Genomic DNA, 15,320 nt, shown 5'->3' with positions numbered 1-15,320 from the left:
AATTTGACTATCTGGTCAGTAAAATAGCAAGCCACCAACTGTGAATTTTATTGACTATATAGTCAGAAATTTGCATTGTTCCAGTCCAGGTTGTTAGTCTTGCCAGGCTGGGTAACGATTTTCACGACAGAATACAGGTACCTGAATCCGGGAGGCTCTGCTTCCGTATGACCGGGATCTCAAAATTTTCTACAACAGGATTAGAGCCTCTATGAATAGAGCGGATACAAGACCACTGCCTTTGGCCGATGAGAAGCCCACGTTTCTCGAGCGGTTATTCAAGCTTAAGGAACATAACACAACGGTAAAAACCGAGCTGGTGGCCGGTTTCACCACCTTTGTCACCATGTGTTACGTGGTGTTTGTGATACCGGGTATGCTTGCCGATGCCGGTATGGATAAAGGTGCTTTGTTTGCGGCTACCTGTATTGTCGCCGGTTTGAGCTCCATCGCTATTGGCCTGTATGCCAACTGGCCCGTAGGCCTGGCACCCGGTATGGGCCTGAATGCGTTCTTTGCCTATGCCGTTGTGCTGGGTATGGGCTACTCATGGGAACAGGCGATGGGTGCCGTTTTCTGGGGGGGTATCGGTTTTATGCTGCTGAGCCTGTTCAAAATCCGTGAGTGGATTATCAACAGCATTCCGAAAGGTCTGCGAGTGGGTATTACCGCCGGTATTGGCCTTTTCCTCGCACTGATTGGTCTGAAAAATGCCGGTATTGTGGTGGCCAGCCCGGGTACTATTATCACGCTGGGTGATATTACCCAGTTCAGCCCGGTGATGGCCTGTTTGAGCCTGCTGTTGATTCTGGGGCTGGCTTACCGTGGCTTCAAGGGAGCGGTGCTGACCGCCATTGTCGTTGTTTCGGGCATAGGCCTTCTGGCTGGGGATATCGCCTTTCAGGGAATATACTCCGCCCCACCGAGCCTTGAACCTGTGGTTGGTAAACTGGATATCATGGGTGCCCTGAAACCCGAGATGCTGGGCGTTATCGTTGCTTTCATGTTTGTGAATTTGTTTGATACCACCGGAACGTTGATTGCCGTTGGCGATAAAGCTGGTCTGGCTGACGAGAATGGCAAGATGCACAACATGAACCGGGCGATGGTTACCGATGGCACCGCTTCCTGGGCAGGTGCCCTGATGGGAACACCGACGGTGACATCCTATGTAGAAAGTGCTTCAGGTGTCGCAGCCGGTGGACGAACAGGCCTGGTAGCCGTCACTGTGGGTGTTTTGTTCCTGCTCTGCATGTTCCTTTCGCCACTGGCGGCCATGGTTCCCGCCTATGCGACAGCCGGTGCCCTGATTTATGTTGCCGTGCTGATGGCAGGCAGTCTGGCAAACATTGACTGGAATGATCTGACGGAAGCGGGTCCGGTACTGATTACCGCCATTATGATGCCGCTGAGCTTTTCCATCGCTAACGGCATTGCTCTCGGGTTTATCGCTTACCCACTGGTAAAACTGCTGGCGGGAAGGACCAGTGAAGTCAGTATCAGTATGTGGATTCTGGCCACATTATTTGTTCTGAAATTTATTTTTTTCGGGATTTGATTGAGTCATACCCGGCCATGGGCAGTCAGTGAATATGGCTGCAAATGGTCGGGTGGTTACGTGTTGTAATCTCTTTTCATAGCAATAAACCGCCGTATTTCTGGGTGTCTGCTCGATGGTGACCGCGTCATCAACAAGATTGAGCTGGACTACAGAACTGCTATCGGTGGTCATAAACATGCCGAGGTGAGCGTATAAGGCAAGCGCAGCTGATTGCGGCAGTCTATTCTTGGTCAGCATCCTCACCCGGATATTTCATAAACGTGCTCTCACTCTCGCTTGTCCTTTGTCGCTCTAAGGGAGTTTTGCTCAGTCGACCGTACTCCCCGGTACGGCGCTCCCTCACAAAATCCCTTAGAGCGACAAAGTCCGGCGCGAGATTCGGGGCAGTTTATGAAATATCCGGGCTAAGGCAGCGTGCCTCGCTGCCTTTCACTTTCTGCCCCATTTCTTCCTCTTCTTCTAGCAGAACTGCAATTTCTGTCTATCTTTTCTTTACTGCTTCTATTCATCGACAACCTTGATCAGGGAATATCGTTTTAATACCAATTCCATAACCGGGTCAATACTGTTCAGAGTGGCGGCGTTCCCATAAGCCAGAGAGTGATGCCAGCAAATGCTACGAACGGCAGTGATTGGAGCGGGTTATCTCGGTAAATTTCATGCTCAGAAGTATGCCCGGCTGGCATCCAGCCACCTTGTGGGCGTTGCCGATATCAACGAGACCTGTGGCCAGCAGGTTGCCAGCAGCTGCAACACCCATTATTTCAGTAATTACCGGGACCTGATCGGGCAGGTTGATGCCGTCAGTGTTGTTGTTCCTACCGCCCTGCATCACGCCATAGCCAGTGACTTTCTGAAAGCGGGCGTGCATGTGTTGGTGGAAAAGCCCATTGCCAGCAATGTACCCCAGGCTGAAGAGATGATTAAGCTGGCCAGGAAGCAACAACTGATCCTCCAGGTTGGCTTTCTGGAGCGCTACAACGCAGCACTGCGGTGCGTTGCCGACAAGGTTAACCAGCCCCGGTTTATTGAGTCTCACCGCCTGTCCAGCTTCAAGCCACGATCCATGGACATCAATGTGATTATGGATCTGATGATTCATGACCTGGATATTATTCTGAATATGGTGGATTCCCCGATACTGGATATTGCGGCCAATGGCAGTGCGGTTTTGTCAGACACCATTGATATTGCCCAGGCCCGTTTGTCGTTTGCCAATGGCTGTGTTGCCAATGTGACCGCCAGTCGAATCAGTCAGAAAAGCAAAAGGAAAATGCGGATTTTCCAGAAATGCTCCTGTATCTGCGTTGATTTTCAAGCGTTGAAAGTCAGCCATTTCTTCAAAGGTGAAGGGGAGTTGCATCCGGGGGTTCCGGCCATCGAATGTCAGGAGCAGAGTTATGAGGGCAGTGATGCGCTCAGGCTGGAGATTGAAGACTTTCTTCTGAGTGTTATTGCTGCAAGCCCCCCAAAGGTCAGCGGTGAAGATGGTCGAGATGCGTTGCATGCCGCGAATAGAATTTCGGAGATTATTCATAAGACGGGTGTAAGCCTCTGACAGCAAACGTTGAACGGCTGGCAAAGGATAAAATAACCATATAGCGAATAATCGGTACCGTTTTATTGAGTGTAAAAGGGGCACCATGAATCAAAAAAAAATGAATACTATCCCAATGGTGGATGTGCAGGCATGGCATCGGCCAATTCAGGCGCAGTTAGAAAAAAAAGCGCTGGAAGTATTGCGCAGTGGTCGTTTTATCATGGGGAAAGAAGTGGAGCTTTTTGAACAGGAGGTCGCTCATTACCTCGGAGCCAGGTACGCCATCAGTTGTGCAAATGGTACCGATGCACTTGTTCTTGCTCTCCATGCTGCCGGTATAGGGCCGGGAGATGAGGTATTAACCACGGGTTTTACCTTTTTTTCCACAGCGGAGGCCATTATCCAGGTGGGGGCAACGCCCGTTCTGGTTGATATAGACTCAGAGACATTCAATATTGACCCCCTTGAGCTGGAGCGAAGTATCACTTCCCGTTGCAGGGCTGTGCTGGTTGTCCATCTTTTTGGTTTACCTGCAGCGCTTCGGGAGATTCAGGCCGTCTGTGATCGTCATGGTTTAATCCTGCTGGAAGACTGTGCACAATCCTTTGGTGCTGGTTATCAATCCCGAAAAACCGGCAATTTCGGTTTGCTCGGTACTTTCAGTTTTTTCCCCAGTAAAAACCTTGGTGGATTTGGTGATGGTGGTCTGGTCATTACCAGCGAATTAAAAGTCGCCGAAACGGTACGGATGCTACGAAATCACGGCAGTGCATACCAGTACCACCATGAGTGCCCGGGCTACAACAGTCGTCTGGATGAAATTCAGGCGGCCCTGTTAAGAGTCAAGCTGGAGCATATAGAGGTGTTTAATGCTCAGCGACAACAGGTGGCACAATGGTATCGAGAATTCCTGAACGATAGTGAGGTACTCTTTCCTCATGGGCAGCAGGAACATATTTATCATCAGTTTACGGTTGTTTTGCCCACTGGCCGGGATATGGTCAGGAAGCGCCTTGCCGGTGAAGGTATTGCCAGTGCTATTTATTACCCGTTGCCTCTAAATAAGCAAAGGGCATTGGCAGGTAAAGACGGTGAACATGAACTACCCGTATGTGAGCAGTTATCCGAACACTGTCTTTCACTGCCAATATATCCTGGTATGACCAGAAGCCAGACCAAGACCGTTGCCAGCACATTGATTAAAGTGATGCATTAATTATTTAAGCATCTCAGTTATGGCAAGAGAGCCTTTTCGTCAAGTCAAAGCAGACCCTAAGAAATTGCCCCCTGCTGATCCCCCTCCCACGATACCAGAGGCTGTTTGAAAACTTGGAATGAGTCATCAAAAGAACTCTGCAATCCTGGCTGAGACTGAATGGGAGCTGTGCATTTGCTACAAACGAACGAATACGATGAGGGATCTATGAAGATGAATGCATCTCCCTCTCCCGGATACGGTGGAGGAGCCATGCTGTTGGGATCCCAGTATGGTGGAGATGATACCGATGGTTGCTCCGAGCTCTGTTGCTTGTCACCAGTGTGGGAGACTGGTTCAGTACAGATGGCGATCTGTCGTTCCGGAAGTTTCTTGACGCAAGCGCAGTGACTAGAGATGCCAATAAAGGTGGCTACAGGACAGGCAAGACTGGCAAAACCAATAGGTATGCCGAGGAAGGCATAAGCGATTTGGCACTTGGATATTAATGCACCCCCCATGTAACCGCCGAAGGCACCGATAGCACCATAGCCACTCGAAATTTTAGCAGTTTCTTTAACAGCGTGAAAATCACAGCCATAACCGGCCGACCGATGTTCCACTTGTTGTGGCTGTTTGATCACCGGTGGAGTACGATGAGAGACATTCATATGTCTTATATCCTCAGAATATTAGTTATTTATATCCCACAATTTTTATGGCAGTAATGCTGCGGCAAACAGGGGATACGTCTATTTGACTGAATTATTTTGCAAAAGTTCATTTAGAATTGCTTTTTAATATGATTTCATTTGGTTAACTACTTATCTATTGGCAAAACAGGGATCATTCTGGTGACGCATTTTTTTGTGCTTTGCGTAAGCGGTATCTTCGTGACGCTTCTCTTCTGCGCTCTGCGAAATCAGGATCATTGTGGTAGCGCAGCCTTCTGCTCTCCCTTTGGCGCTCCCTTAGGCGCTCTCGGTAAGCGGGATTATTCTGGTAGCGTTCCCTGTTTTTCTTCCTTTCGAATTCTACATAAACGGGATTTCTGCGAAGCTTTCTTTTGAGCTCCCTTTTGTGTTCTGCGTAAACGGGATCATTGTGGTAGCGCTCTCTTTTGCGATCCCTTTGGCGCTTCCTTTGGCGCTCTGCGTAAGCGGGATCATTTCGGTAACGTTCCCTGCTTTTCTTCCTGAGTTGCTCGGCGTAGGAAGGGTCATTTTTATAGCGCTCCCTTCGGTGCTGTGTATCGGTGAGCGCTTTACGAGGCTCCTTTTCGTGCTCAATGGGTAAGGAGCAACGTTCATCAGACTCATCAACTCTTGCCAAGGCTAAATCGTCTGATGAATGAATTTCACCCCCTAACCCTAACAGAGAATAGATTGAAAACCGTTCATTTTCAGGAATATACACGGGGGCAGGATCATTATTCTGCGATCCTGTTGTTGCCGGTAAGTGACGTGGTTGATCTTCTTCATTATCGTTATAAGCGATGACGATCGATCTGTTTTCAAACCGGGAATCATTCAATGCATTGTGAAAAGATTTCGTTGGCTGCTGAAGGTGGCGTTCATTAGTTTTATGAGTACCCATGGCACATAGAATACTTGCTGCTTCTGCTATTTCACGGAAGAAGAGTTGACCCGATGTACCAGGTCCAGACGAAGCGGTATCCTGAAAGCAACAAGCAATAGCGTGTGAATCAGAGCAGGCAGGTATATCCATTAGATTATGGAATTATTGAATTCTGCCTTGAGACTGTTCTTTCTGTTAAAAGTTCCTCCCGGACACCATTCTTGCAATATTTGAGTCAACCAGACATTGGGTTCCCAGGTTTTGCTGCAAATTCGCAGGCTATTCCCGGCCAGCCTCCGGGTGGTGACGGAGGCCTCAGGAGGAAGATCACAGACGCAAGTTTTAAATCCCGGTAACCAGCAGTACCCGTGTTACCAGGGAGATCATCAGGCGGCAGAGAGTCTCTTCAACGCCTCAAATTTTTCCAGCTGTTCCGGCAAAAAGTTCTGCTCTTTATCCCGACGCAGGTAAACTTTGAACAACATACGGCCCTGTTTGCTCAGGAATTGCACCGAGCGGGTTGCTACACCATGGAAGGGCTTGCTGACCAGGGCGATCACCGCAACATTATCCAGCTTCAGGTGTCCTTTCAGCGGTGTCCGGCGGTCGCTCAGATTGTAATAGCCGAACTTTTCACCCCCTTTCGGGAAATGGCCAACCATTTCAAAAATTGAACCATCCACATCAATCACCAGCGTCAGTTCGCCCCAGGTTTTGATATCCCGCAGGACATCCAGGTAATGGCTGGCATCAATCAATGTCACCATGTCAGCGGGCATGGCCTGAATCACGTCCAGTTCGCTGGCATTGAGCTGGTTAGCTATATCTGCCGGTAAAATGGCCGGGTTTCCGGTCAGAATATCCTGTACCTGTTGAGCCAGAGTCATGCAGCTTTCTCCGTGTTTTTTCCAGCAAAAGGATGTTGTTCAAGAAAATTAATCAGGGCCTGGTGCATGGTGACGTTCCAGAATTGCCCGGGCAGCGTCAAATCGAGAATGCCATGGTGAATGGTGGCCAGGCCATTGTCCTGCCAGGCGTCAAACAGCGGCATGCAGTGCTCGCTCATGCCTGCACCAGCAACATGGTCAAGCTTGCCGATTTCCAGCCAGCCACGGTCAAAACCGGAGCCGATGGTGCCCAGCAGCGGTTTATTACCCGTGGCTTTGCTCATCATCATCAGGGGCTTTTGGCCAGCATCCAGGGCCTCGTAATAGGCGGGCAGTGTTCTCAGGCTCATGGCGTTGTGCCCGGCAAAGTTGCCACCGGCACCGGAACCAAACGGCATGATTTCGGCACCGGATTTTACCCCGTGGTTGTAGATATTCCGCTCCCGGGTATCCCGTCCCCAGTGGCTGACAGTCAGGCGACCGACGTTGCGGGAACTGAGGATATCAACGCCCCGGCGAAACATTTCCGCACGCTCCGGTGAGCTGGCCGGCTCGGGCATGGAGCCATTGTCAATCGACTGCTTCATCCGGCTGGAACCCAGCAGAATGAGCTGATAAAGATCGACACCATGGGCTTTGGATTGCAGGAAGGTGTGCAGATCCTGCTCCCAGTCATCCAGGGTTTGGCCCGGCAGACCGAACATCAGGTCTACGACGACGGCTGCATTGTTCAGACTGCTGACATAGTCCAGCCTTTCCAGCAGGAATTCACCGGAGTCGATCCGGCTCATGCGGCGGCGGATGGTGGTATTAAAACTCTGTGCCCCCAGGGAGAAGCGGTTAAACCCGGATTCCAGGCAGGCTGCGATTTTGTCGTTATCAAAGCCATGAAAACGGCCTTCAAAGGTCATCTCAACATCGTTGGCCAGTGGCAGGGACTCACATACTGCATTGCCAAGGCGAATAATCTGCTCCGGGGTCAGGTCGGTGGGTGTCCCGCCGCCAAAATAGACGCCATGGAACAGGCCTCCCTGAGTCCAGGCATCCTGTGCCGACAGGCGAATTTCCCGCTCCAGATAGTCGACATAGCGGGCAATTTCATCTTTTTTGGTGGTGTTTTGAAAGAAGCCACAGTAAGAGCAATGGGTTCTGCAAAAAGGAATATGAATATAGGCCAGTCGCTTACTGTCCGTGAGCAGCTGTGGGTTAGCAGGGCTATCCATAAGTTGCCGGTACATAGCCTGAGTCTGCCCGGCAGGAACCGGAATGGAGCCGCTGTGGGTGTGGGCTGACTTCTTGCCGGTAAAGGCAAACTTCAGTGGATCAGGGGATGATATCCCGGTCAGCTCGGGACCCAGGGTGTGTCTGGCAACCATAATCGGATCGTTCTAACTAGCAAAATGAGAATTATTATTATTTTGATTTGTAAGGTGGTGTGCAATTGATACAGATCAACAGATTTCAGGTGAAAAACTTCGGTTTACCACTGTGGGACTGTTGTGGTTACGTGACGACCATGCAGGCCATTTCCGGGATGTGAATGGTCACCGGAATTACCGCAATCATTGGATTAGTTCATGCCTGTGAACCTTGATCAGGAAAATATTGTCTAACTGCGCAAATCGAACAAAGTTAATAAGGTTAAATTGATGAAGCAGTTCAGGCAGTTTTGTATTTCCTTTTTAGTCTCCTTTATTTTGTGTCCCATTGCCCTGGCAGATGAGACTGCGGTAACACCGGATAAATTACACATCAGCTATGTCAGGCAATATATGGCAAACAACCGTTTCTTTGATCGTCTGAATGCCCCCGGATATGGGGGACAACCCATTGAAGCTCAGGTAAGGGCAGGCTGGGCTGAAGCAAAACGGCAGTACAACTGGGTACTGAAGGAGTACTCTCTCTATGAGTCGTTACCCTATCTGGCGTTTTATGTTCCTGCTTTTGCTATTGCTGGAACAGCATTTTCGTACAAAGGAGCCATTTACCAATTTGTGAGGACCAGCTCGGATTTTACTAACCTGTTAGCTTACGTGTCTTTTACGATGGTCGGCACATTAATAGTGGCGACATCTGTTCCATTTACCATGAATGTTTATTACGGAATATTTGCGCCCAAGCTGGCCGAGGAGAATTTGATTCTGGCCTATGGTGCCAAGAAAGCATTGCTGGACAAACGCACACAACATTACATCGAGGATGAGCTGTTTTACAGTTTCTGGCGAAGCCCTGGCGGCGAAGCACTCAACCGGTTGCAGAAAATTCTGGATAAAGCATTAAGGCTTCCGTTTTACTCCAAAGCACTGGTGTACGATGAAGAGAAAATTGAGGAAGCCTTGCAGGACTACCCAACCCACGTAGGCGAACGGTTAAAACGGTTTGTCCATTCCGAGCTGATTTACCAGCAGACCGATTCCTCAATCCATGATAGCCATTACCCGATTTATTTCCTGGGCGCACCCGGAACCGGCAAGACCCATGCAGCCAAACAGCTGGCGGAAGCGATGGGGACTAACCTTGCCATTGTCAATCTCGATGGTGCCTCCATTGATGATATTGTCGGAACCCCGTTTGAAAGTGCCAATGCCAGGGCTGGCAGAATTCTGGATGCGATTGTTGCCCGTACCGATTCAAGCCAGGATATTAATCACCATAATCAGGTTCTGCTGATTGATGAGTTTGATCGGCTCTTCATCTCCGGAAACGAGAAAAGCAAAGATGTACTGTCGTTTATGTTGAAGCTGCTCGATCCGTCCAATCGTTCTTACTACAGTCCTTATTTGAAAACAGAAGTACGTTTGCCTGAGACCATCATTCTTGCCGGTAACCGTGATATTCATGAATTAAGCACCCACGATCCTGAGCTTGAGGCCATTGCCTCCAGACTGGATAAAGTCGTATTTGACGGTTTCGATACCAGCGCGAAACAGAGAATTGCCTTTGAAACCATGATTCCCAATAAGGAAAGGCGTTATCAGTCGGCGGGTAAGCTTTTTGCCGATTTCACCTTACCACAGAGCGGTCATGACATGATTCATGACTTTATTGAAACGGATCAAGACCCGGGACTGCGCTCCCTGGAAAAATATATATCCCAGGTATTTGAGACGTTTGCCCATGGCCTTGCGGCAAAGAGCCGGATTTCTTCCGGGAATAAGGTCGAACAATGGAACGGAGAGCCGGTGCTGGCAGGAGGGTAGCGCTGGTTGTTTGGGGCCTGACGCTGCATCGTCAGGCCATCACTTAAACGGCCAATTAATGGTTCACAACCAGCGGGCAGTGATAGGCCGGGTGCTCAGATACACTGACCTCAATATCGAACACTTGTCCAATCGTTTCCGGGGTCAGAACCTGATGGGGTGTGCCTTCTGCAGCTATCCTGCCATTTCTGAGGATCACAATCCGGTCAGAATAGCGCGCGGCCAGATTCAGGTCGTGCATGATAACCATCACGCCGATGCCCTGGTCTGCTTCCTGCCTGGCCATTTTCAGGGTCAGCTGTTGATGGGCCGGGTCCAGTGCCGATGTAGGCTCATCAAGCAACAGGTAGCGCTGACCATAAGGGCTTTCATCCCAGATCTGAGCCAATACCCGCGCCATATGCACACGCTGGCGTTCACCACCGGAGAGGGTGGTGTAATGACGATCCTGCAAATGTAAGCCATCAACCTTGTTAAGCGCTTCCCGGGTAATCATCAGGTTTTCATCATGGTGACTGGCACAGGGAATGCGGCCCAGCAGAACGACTTCTTCCGCCGTAAAGGGAAAGCTCAACGAGGATGACTGCGGCAACACACCGAGCATCAATGCCTGATGGTTCAATGGCCAGTCACTGCGACCATTAAGCAGCACTTCGCCGCTGGAAGGTTTTCTCTCGCCACTGATCACTTTCATCAAGGTGCTTTTACCGGCACCGTTTGGGCCAAGCACCGAGACCACTTCCCGGGGCTTCAGGGTCAGATTAATGTCCTGAAGCAGGTGCCTGTCTCCGATCTGCACCGATACGCCCCGAACTTCCAGCGTGTTTACCGCTGCGCTTTCCTTACCAGAGGCCATATCAGACAATCCTTTTACGTTGCTGCCACAACAGTGACAGGAAGAAAGGGGCACCCATCAGGGCAGTGACAATACCGATGGGAAGTTCTGCCGGGGCGACAATGGTGCGGGACAGCATATCCGCTACCAGTAACAGAATACCGCCCAGCATGGCCGAGGCTGGCAACAGAATACGATGGTCCGGGCCAACCGCCAGGCGAATCAGATGAGGAACCACAAGTCCCACAAAACCGATAAAACCACTGACGGAAACGGAAACCCCCACGGCCAGGGCTGTCAGGAAAATCAGGGTCAGCTTGACCTTCTGGACATCAATGCCCAGGTGGCGAGCTTCCGACTCACCCAGCAGCAGCGCGTTCAGCACCAGGCCATAACGGCCAAGAATCAGGACCACCGGGATTAATAGCGTGGCACAGATAATCACCAGATCCCACGTAGCGCCCCCCAGGCTGCCCATCTGCCAGAAGGTCAGGTTGCGCAGCATGGTATCGTCCGCAACGTAGTTCAACATCCCCATCCCGGCACCGGCCAGGGCATTGATCGCCACACCGGCCAGCAGCATTGTTGCCACCGACGTGCCGTTGCTGGTGGTACCGACTTTATACACCAGCCAGGTGGACAGTACCCCGCCAACAAAAGCCAGAATGGAAACGCTGTAGCTTTGCACCAGGGATGGAGCACCGGCAAACAGCAGACCACCCAGGACAATGGCAATACCCGCACCCAGGGCCGCACCGCTGGAGACACCGACAATACTGGGGTCCGCCAGCGGGTTTCGGAACAGGCCCTGCATGGAGGCACCGGCGACCGCCAGCGAGCCACCGACAATCAGCCCCAGCAGTGTTCTGGGTAAACGAATGGACTCAATAATCAGCGCAGACTGGTTGCTGATGGTGCTGTCGGACAAACCCAGCCGGTCAAACAGTATGGTCAGAATATCACCTGCGGGAATGGGCACAGCGCCCACGCCAATGGACACAATCACCACGACTGGCAGCAGGATTGCCAGCGCGGTTAACAGCAGTGCCCCCTGATGGTTACGACTCATTGGAGGATGGATTACCTTGGTCTAAGTAAAAAGATTTCGCCAGGGACAGTGCAACATCCCCCGTTCTTGGGCCGAGGCCGCCTAGCAGCATATTGCCATCAATGGCGACCACCCGGCCGTTTTGGCCAGCAGGCGTCTGCTTCAGGATGGGCATCTGTTCCAGCAGTTTTGCCGGTGTCATATCCGGGTTACTGGTTGAGCCCGGAAAAATGATGACCTCGGGTGCCAGCAGCAGCATGGCTTCATTGGACAGTGCCTTGTACCCTTTAAACTGCTCTGCTGCGGGGTTGTATCCCCCTGCCAGACCAATGATCGCATTAGCCGCAGTGCCGGTACCGGCGATGGTTGGGGAGCGCCCGCCCATGGTCAGGACAAACAGGACCGGTACGTTCTTTTCATGCTGTTGTTGATAAGCACTGGCCATGGCTTGCGCCTCATCCAGGGAGTCTTCGATGTCGTCCCACAGCGCTTCGCCCTGTTCCTCTTTACCAAGAATACCGGCCAGTGACTTGATCTGATGTTCAATGCTGTCAGCGGTATGCTCCAGGGGCAGGGCTGCCACCGCAACACCGGCACTTTTCAACTGGGTCAGGGTTGCCGTTGGGCCCATGTCTTCAGTGCCGATCAGCAGGGTAGGCCCAAGCGCCAGAATCCCCTCAGCAGACAGCTGTTTATGATAGCCGAGCCTGGGCAACTGGTTGACTTCCAGGGGCCAGGTGCTGGTCTGGTCAACGGCAATCACCTGATCACCGGCACCCAGGGCATAGATAATCTCGGTTACCCCGTTGCCAGCAGAGACAATACGTTGATTGTCGTGTGATCCGTGCGCCAGTGCAGCGTTGCCACCCATGGCAGCAGAAACAGCCACCAGGGCGGCCAACAGTGGTTTAAACGTTTTCTTCATGGTTCGCCTTTACCATCTTCCTGTTCCATCAGCACCTGCGCAGCGTCAATCTTGTGCTGGCTGAAAAACATCATCAGCTTGACCAGATTGCCCAGGGGGGCATCTTTATCACCGGCAATCAGTACAGTGGTACCGGGAGCTTCTTTCACCTGTTTCAACAAAGTGGTAGCGAACACTTCCCACTGCTCAAACTTCTGTTCACCAATAGCCCAGGGCTCACCCTGTTCCAGAATACTGACGGTCAGCGTTTTTGGGGCCGTGGTGACCGACGCCTCCTGCCGGGTTGCCTGAGGCAGTTCCACCGGCAGGCTCAGGGTCTGTACATTGGCGGTGAACAGTAGAAACACCATGACGATAAACACCACATCCAGCAGCGGCGTCAGATCCGCCATGGAGAGTGATGCACTGGTTTCATCAATATCGTTGATGCGAATCATGCCGCTACCGCTCCGGCACGGAGGACGTCTGGCTGGCCAGTCTCTGAGCTGGCACTACCCTTTTCCGTCAAACTCTTAACAGCAGGTGCTGAAGGCGAAGTGGCTAAACCGTCGTCGTCCATCGTCAGGCCTTCCAGCAGCAGGTTAGTGTGATTCAGGGCAAACTCCAGCTTGGAGAGATAATGGTTAGCCCAGACACCAAAACCGTGAGCCGCCGCCAGGGCTGGAATTGCGATGATCAAACCGAATGCGGTGGTGAACATCGCCTGCCACAGACCCGCAGCCAGAATATCCGGAGTGACCGGACCGGCCACGGCGGCAATATCACGGAACATATCGATCATACCCAATACGGTACCCAGCAGACCCAGCATAGGGGCCAGCACACCAATCAGCATCAATGGCTTCAGCCAGGCATTCAGGCTACGCTTCTGCTTCAGCAGCCACAGGCCAGCCACTTCCTCACGCATCGACTTTTCCCAGGTGCTGTGGCTCAGAAGCACTGCAACCCCCTGACGAATGCCTTTGCCCTGGCTAAGATCCTGGCAAAGATTGTCCTTGCTTTGTGCCTGCTTATCGCTGCCACAGCATTGACGCACTTCATTAAACAGTGCGGTCATCCCCTTGCGGTTCATGGAGGGCAGCAGGGCATAGGTCACCAGCCGCTCAAGAATCATGGCCAGTCCAAGGCAAGAGGTGATCAGTAATGGCCAGGCCATGATCCCCAGTGATGCAAGGTGTTCTGTCAACATGGCGTTACCTGCTCAGTAGTAAATGGTTTGCTGAATCAACTGATTTCAAATGCGACGGGAATATGCACCCGGGATTTCACAAATTGGCTATTACGTTGCTCGGGCTTGAATGACCAGCGCTTAACGGCATCAATGGCTGCCCTGTCCAGCACGGGGTAGCCGGATGACTCAAGAATATCGATGGTGATCGGGTGACCCCGTTCATCAACAATTACATCGAGCATCACCACGCCCTGCTGATTTCTCCGTTGCGCCAGTTTCGGGTAGCGGGGTTGAACCCAGTCACGGATTTCCGGTTCACTCACCATCACGGGCTCGTTGCTCAGTCCGGGGGACGGGCTTCTCTCAGTCACGGTTTTTGCCATCACCGGCTCAGTCACTTCAGGCCTGGTCTTCTCAACGGGTTTGGACTTTTCGGTGATTTTTTCCGGTTTTTTCTTTACCGGCTCTGGCTTGGGTGCTTTCTTTTCAAGAACGGGCCTGGCGTTCTCTATCGGTTTCTGGACTACCTTTGGTTCAGGCTCAGGTTCTTCCTGAACAACCGGCTCTTTGACCGGCGGTTCCGGCTGGCTGACCGTGGCAAAGCTCACGGAAACCGGTGCCTGGATAGAACCCATATAAATGGTTCTGGGCTCAGATTCCTGGTGGTCCAGCGCAACCACCACCGCCACATGGGCCGCAACGGATATCAGCAATGTGAAGAAAGCTTTTTTAGGCATGACCAGGAGCGATAATAGTGTTGAATGACCTAACAGCAGCGTAGGTTACTCGAAGCATAAAAGGTGTTCAATAACATGAATGATAATAATTCGCATTGTTTGTGCTAATAAGTAATATCCGCCAATTGTTTGATCTGGAGCACTGCCCGGGCCGTAAAATTGGCAAAAAAACGTTTATTAAAGGTTGCTTACATTCTCGAAAAATCATTTACCTTCGGTGATTGCAGTTATGGTGCTAAAAAGAAAAGAAATATCCCTGCCTGTTACGCTTTTCTACGATGGAGAATGCCCGCTGTGCATGCGTGAAGTCGATCATCTGGCGAAAAAGAACCGCAAAGGTTTACTGAAGCTGGTTGATATCAGACAGGATGGTTTTCAGGAAAAATACCCGGAATTTGACCTGGCAGAACTGGATCGGGTTATTCACGCGAAGCTGGCTGATGGCCGTGTAGTCAAGGGGGTGGATGCAACCCTGGCGGCCTGGGAAGCTGTAGGTATGGGATGCCTGGTTGCCCCTTTACGCTGGCCGGGTGTTGCCTGTATTGCTGATTTTGGCTACGAACTGTTTGCGAAGAACCGTCATGGCTTATCCCGCCGCCTGGGGCCAATACTGGGTAAAAATGAGTGTAATAAACCCTAGTAC

15 protein-coding genes are annotated in these 15,320 nt (G+C 51.4%); 5 read left to right on the top strand and 10 right to left on the bottom strand.

Annotated features, from left to right (window positions below; genetic code table 11):
- Positions 1-211 precede the first annotated feature (211 nt).
- From ACO6UX_RS00425 to ACO6UX_RS00415, 3 genes are all read left to right on the top strand, one after another.
- On the top strand, positions 212-1,558 hold the full coding sequence (locus ACO6UX_RS00425) for an NCS2 family permease (RefSeq protein WP_422443838.1): 1,347 nt from the start codon (positions 212-214) through the stop codon (positions 1,556-1,558).
- A gap of 616 nt (positions 1,559-2,174) precedes the next feature.
- Complete coding sequence (locus ACO6UX_RS00420) at positions 2,175-3,119, top strand: Gfo/Idh/MocA family protein (protein WP_422443836.1); 945 nt, start codon at positions 2,175-2,177, stop codon at positions 3,117-3,119.
- Between the two features lie 100 nt (positions 3,120-3,219).
- A complete protein-coding gene (locus ACO6UX_RS00415) occupies positions 3,220-4,317 on the top strand; it encodes a DegT/DnrJ/EryC1/StrS family aminotransferase (protein ID WP_422443834.1) in 1,098 nt (365 codons plus the stop codon).
- A 56-nt stretch (positions 4,318-4,373) separates the two neighbouring features.
- Here the strand turns inward: ACO6UX_RS00415 and ACO6UX_RS00410 are convergent, their stop codons facing one another.
- The 4 genes from ACO6UX_RS00410 to hutW form a co-directional block, all read right to left on the bottom strand.
- Complete coding sequence (locus ACO6UX_RS00410) at positions 4,374-4,967, bottom strand: hypothetical protein (protein WP_422443832.1); 594 nt, start codon at positions 4,965-4,967, stop codon at positions 4,374-4,376.
- Positions 4,968-5,142: 175 nt separating this feature from the next.
- Positions 5,143-5,892, bottom strand: coding sequence for a hypothetical protein (locus ACO6UX_RS00405; RefSeq protein WP_422443830.1), 750 nt, complete (start codon positions 5,890-5,892; stop codon positions 5,143-5,145).
- 368 nt (positions 5,893-6,260) lie between these two features.
- Positions 6,261-6,761 (bottom strand): heme utilization cystosolic carrier protein HutX, encoded by a 501-nt coding sequence (gene hutX, locus ACO6UX_RS00400; RefSeq protein ID WP_422443828.1) that lies wholly within the window; start codon positions 6,759-6,761, stop codon positions 6,261-6,263.
- Complete coding sequence (gene hutW / locus ACO6UX_RS00395) at positions 6,758-8,137, bottom strand: heme anaerobic degradation radical SAM methyltransferase ChuW/HutW (RefSeq protein ID WP_422443826.1); 1,380 nt, start codon at positions 8,135-8,137, stop codon at positions 6,758-6,760. The genes hutX and hutW overlap by 4 nt, the downstream gene beginning before the upstream one ends.
- 273 nt (positions 8,138-8,410) lie before the next feature.
- Here hutW and ACO6UX_RS00390 point away from each other — a divergent pair, with 273 nt between their 5' ends.
- A complete protein-coding gene (locus ACO6UX_RS00390) occupies positions 8,411-9,961 on the top strand; it encodes an AAA family ATPase (protein WP_422443824.1) in 1,551 nt (516 codons plus the stop codon).
- A gap of 55 nt (positions 9,962-10,016) precedes the next feature.
- On the opposite strand, the gene ACO6UX_RS00385 is transcribed toward ACO6UX_RS00390, so the two are convergent.
- From ACO6UX_RS00385 to ACO6UX_RS00360, 6 genes are read right to left on the bottom strand one after another with little or no spacing between them, the layout of a single operon-like run.
- A complete protein-coding gene (locus ACO6UX_RS00385; RefSeq protein ID WP_422443822.1) occupies positions 10,017-10,817 on the bottom strand; it encodes a heme ABC transporter ATP-binding protein in 801 nt (266 codons plus the stop codon).
- A gap of 1 nt (position 10,818) precedes the next feature.
- Positions 10,819-11,865: a FecCD family ABC transporter permease gene (locus tag ACO6UX_RS00380; protein ID WP_209276391.1), complete on the bottom strand. Its 1,047-nt coding sequence runs from the start codon at positions 11,863-11,865 to the stop codon at positions 10,819-10,821.
- Positions 11,855-12,769 (bottom strand): heme/hemin ABC transporter substrate-binding protein, encoded by a 915-nt coding sequence (locus ACO6UX_RS00375; RefSeq protein WP_422443819.1) that lies wholly within the window; start codon positions 12,767-12,769, stop codon positions 11,855-11,857. Before ACO6UX_RS00375 ends, ACO6UX_RS00380 begins: the two co-directional genes overlap by 11 nt.
- Complete coding sequence (locus tag ACO6UX_RS00370; protein WP_422443817.1) at positions 12,766-13,206, bottom strand: ExbD/TolR family protein; 441 nt, start codon at positions 13,204-13,206, stop codon at positions 12,766-12,768. Before ACO6UX_RS00370 ends, ACO6UX_RS00375 begins: the two co-directional genes overlap by 4 nt.
- The gene (locus ACO6UX_RS00365) at positions 13,203-13,958 is read right to left on the bottom strand and encodes a MotA/TolQ/ExbB proton channel family protein (RefSeq protein WP_422443815.1); all 756 of its coding nucleotides are present in this window, start codon (positions 13,956-13,958) and stop codon (positions 13,203-13,205) included. Before ACO6UX_RS00365 ends, ACO6UX_RS00370 begins: the two co-directional genes overlap by 4 nt.
- Positions 13,959-13,993: 35 nt before the next feature.
- A complete protein-coding gene (locus ACO6UX_RS00360) occupies positions 13,994-14,677 on the bottom strand; it encodes a TonB family protein (protein WP_422443813.1) in 684 nt (227 codons plus the stop codon).
- A 229-nt stretch (positions 14,678-14,906) separates the two neighbouring features.
- Here ACO6UX_RS00360 and ACO6UX_RS00355 point away from each other — a divergent pair, with 229 nt between their 5' ends.
- Positions 14,907-15,317 (top strand): thiol-disulfide oxidoreductase DCC family protein, encoded by a 411-nt coding sequence (locus ACO6UX_RS00355; protein WP_146000143.1) that lies wholly within the window; start codon positions 14,907-14,909, stop codon positions 15,315-15,317.
- Positions 15,318-15,320 lie beyond the last annotated feature (3 nt).

The organism is Endozoicomonas sp. ALB091, assembly GCF_049310265.1.
In the GTDB taxonomy this organism is placed as follows: domain Bacteria; phylum Pseudomonadota; class Gammaproteobacteria; order Pseudomonadales; family Endozoicomonadaceae; genus Endozoicomonas.
The sequence above is the reverse complement of the archived record's forward strand: the minus strand, read 5'-3'. Positions and strand labels throughout refer to the sequence as shown.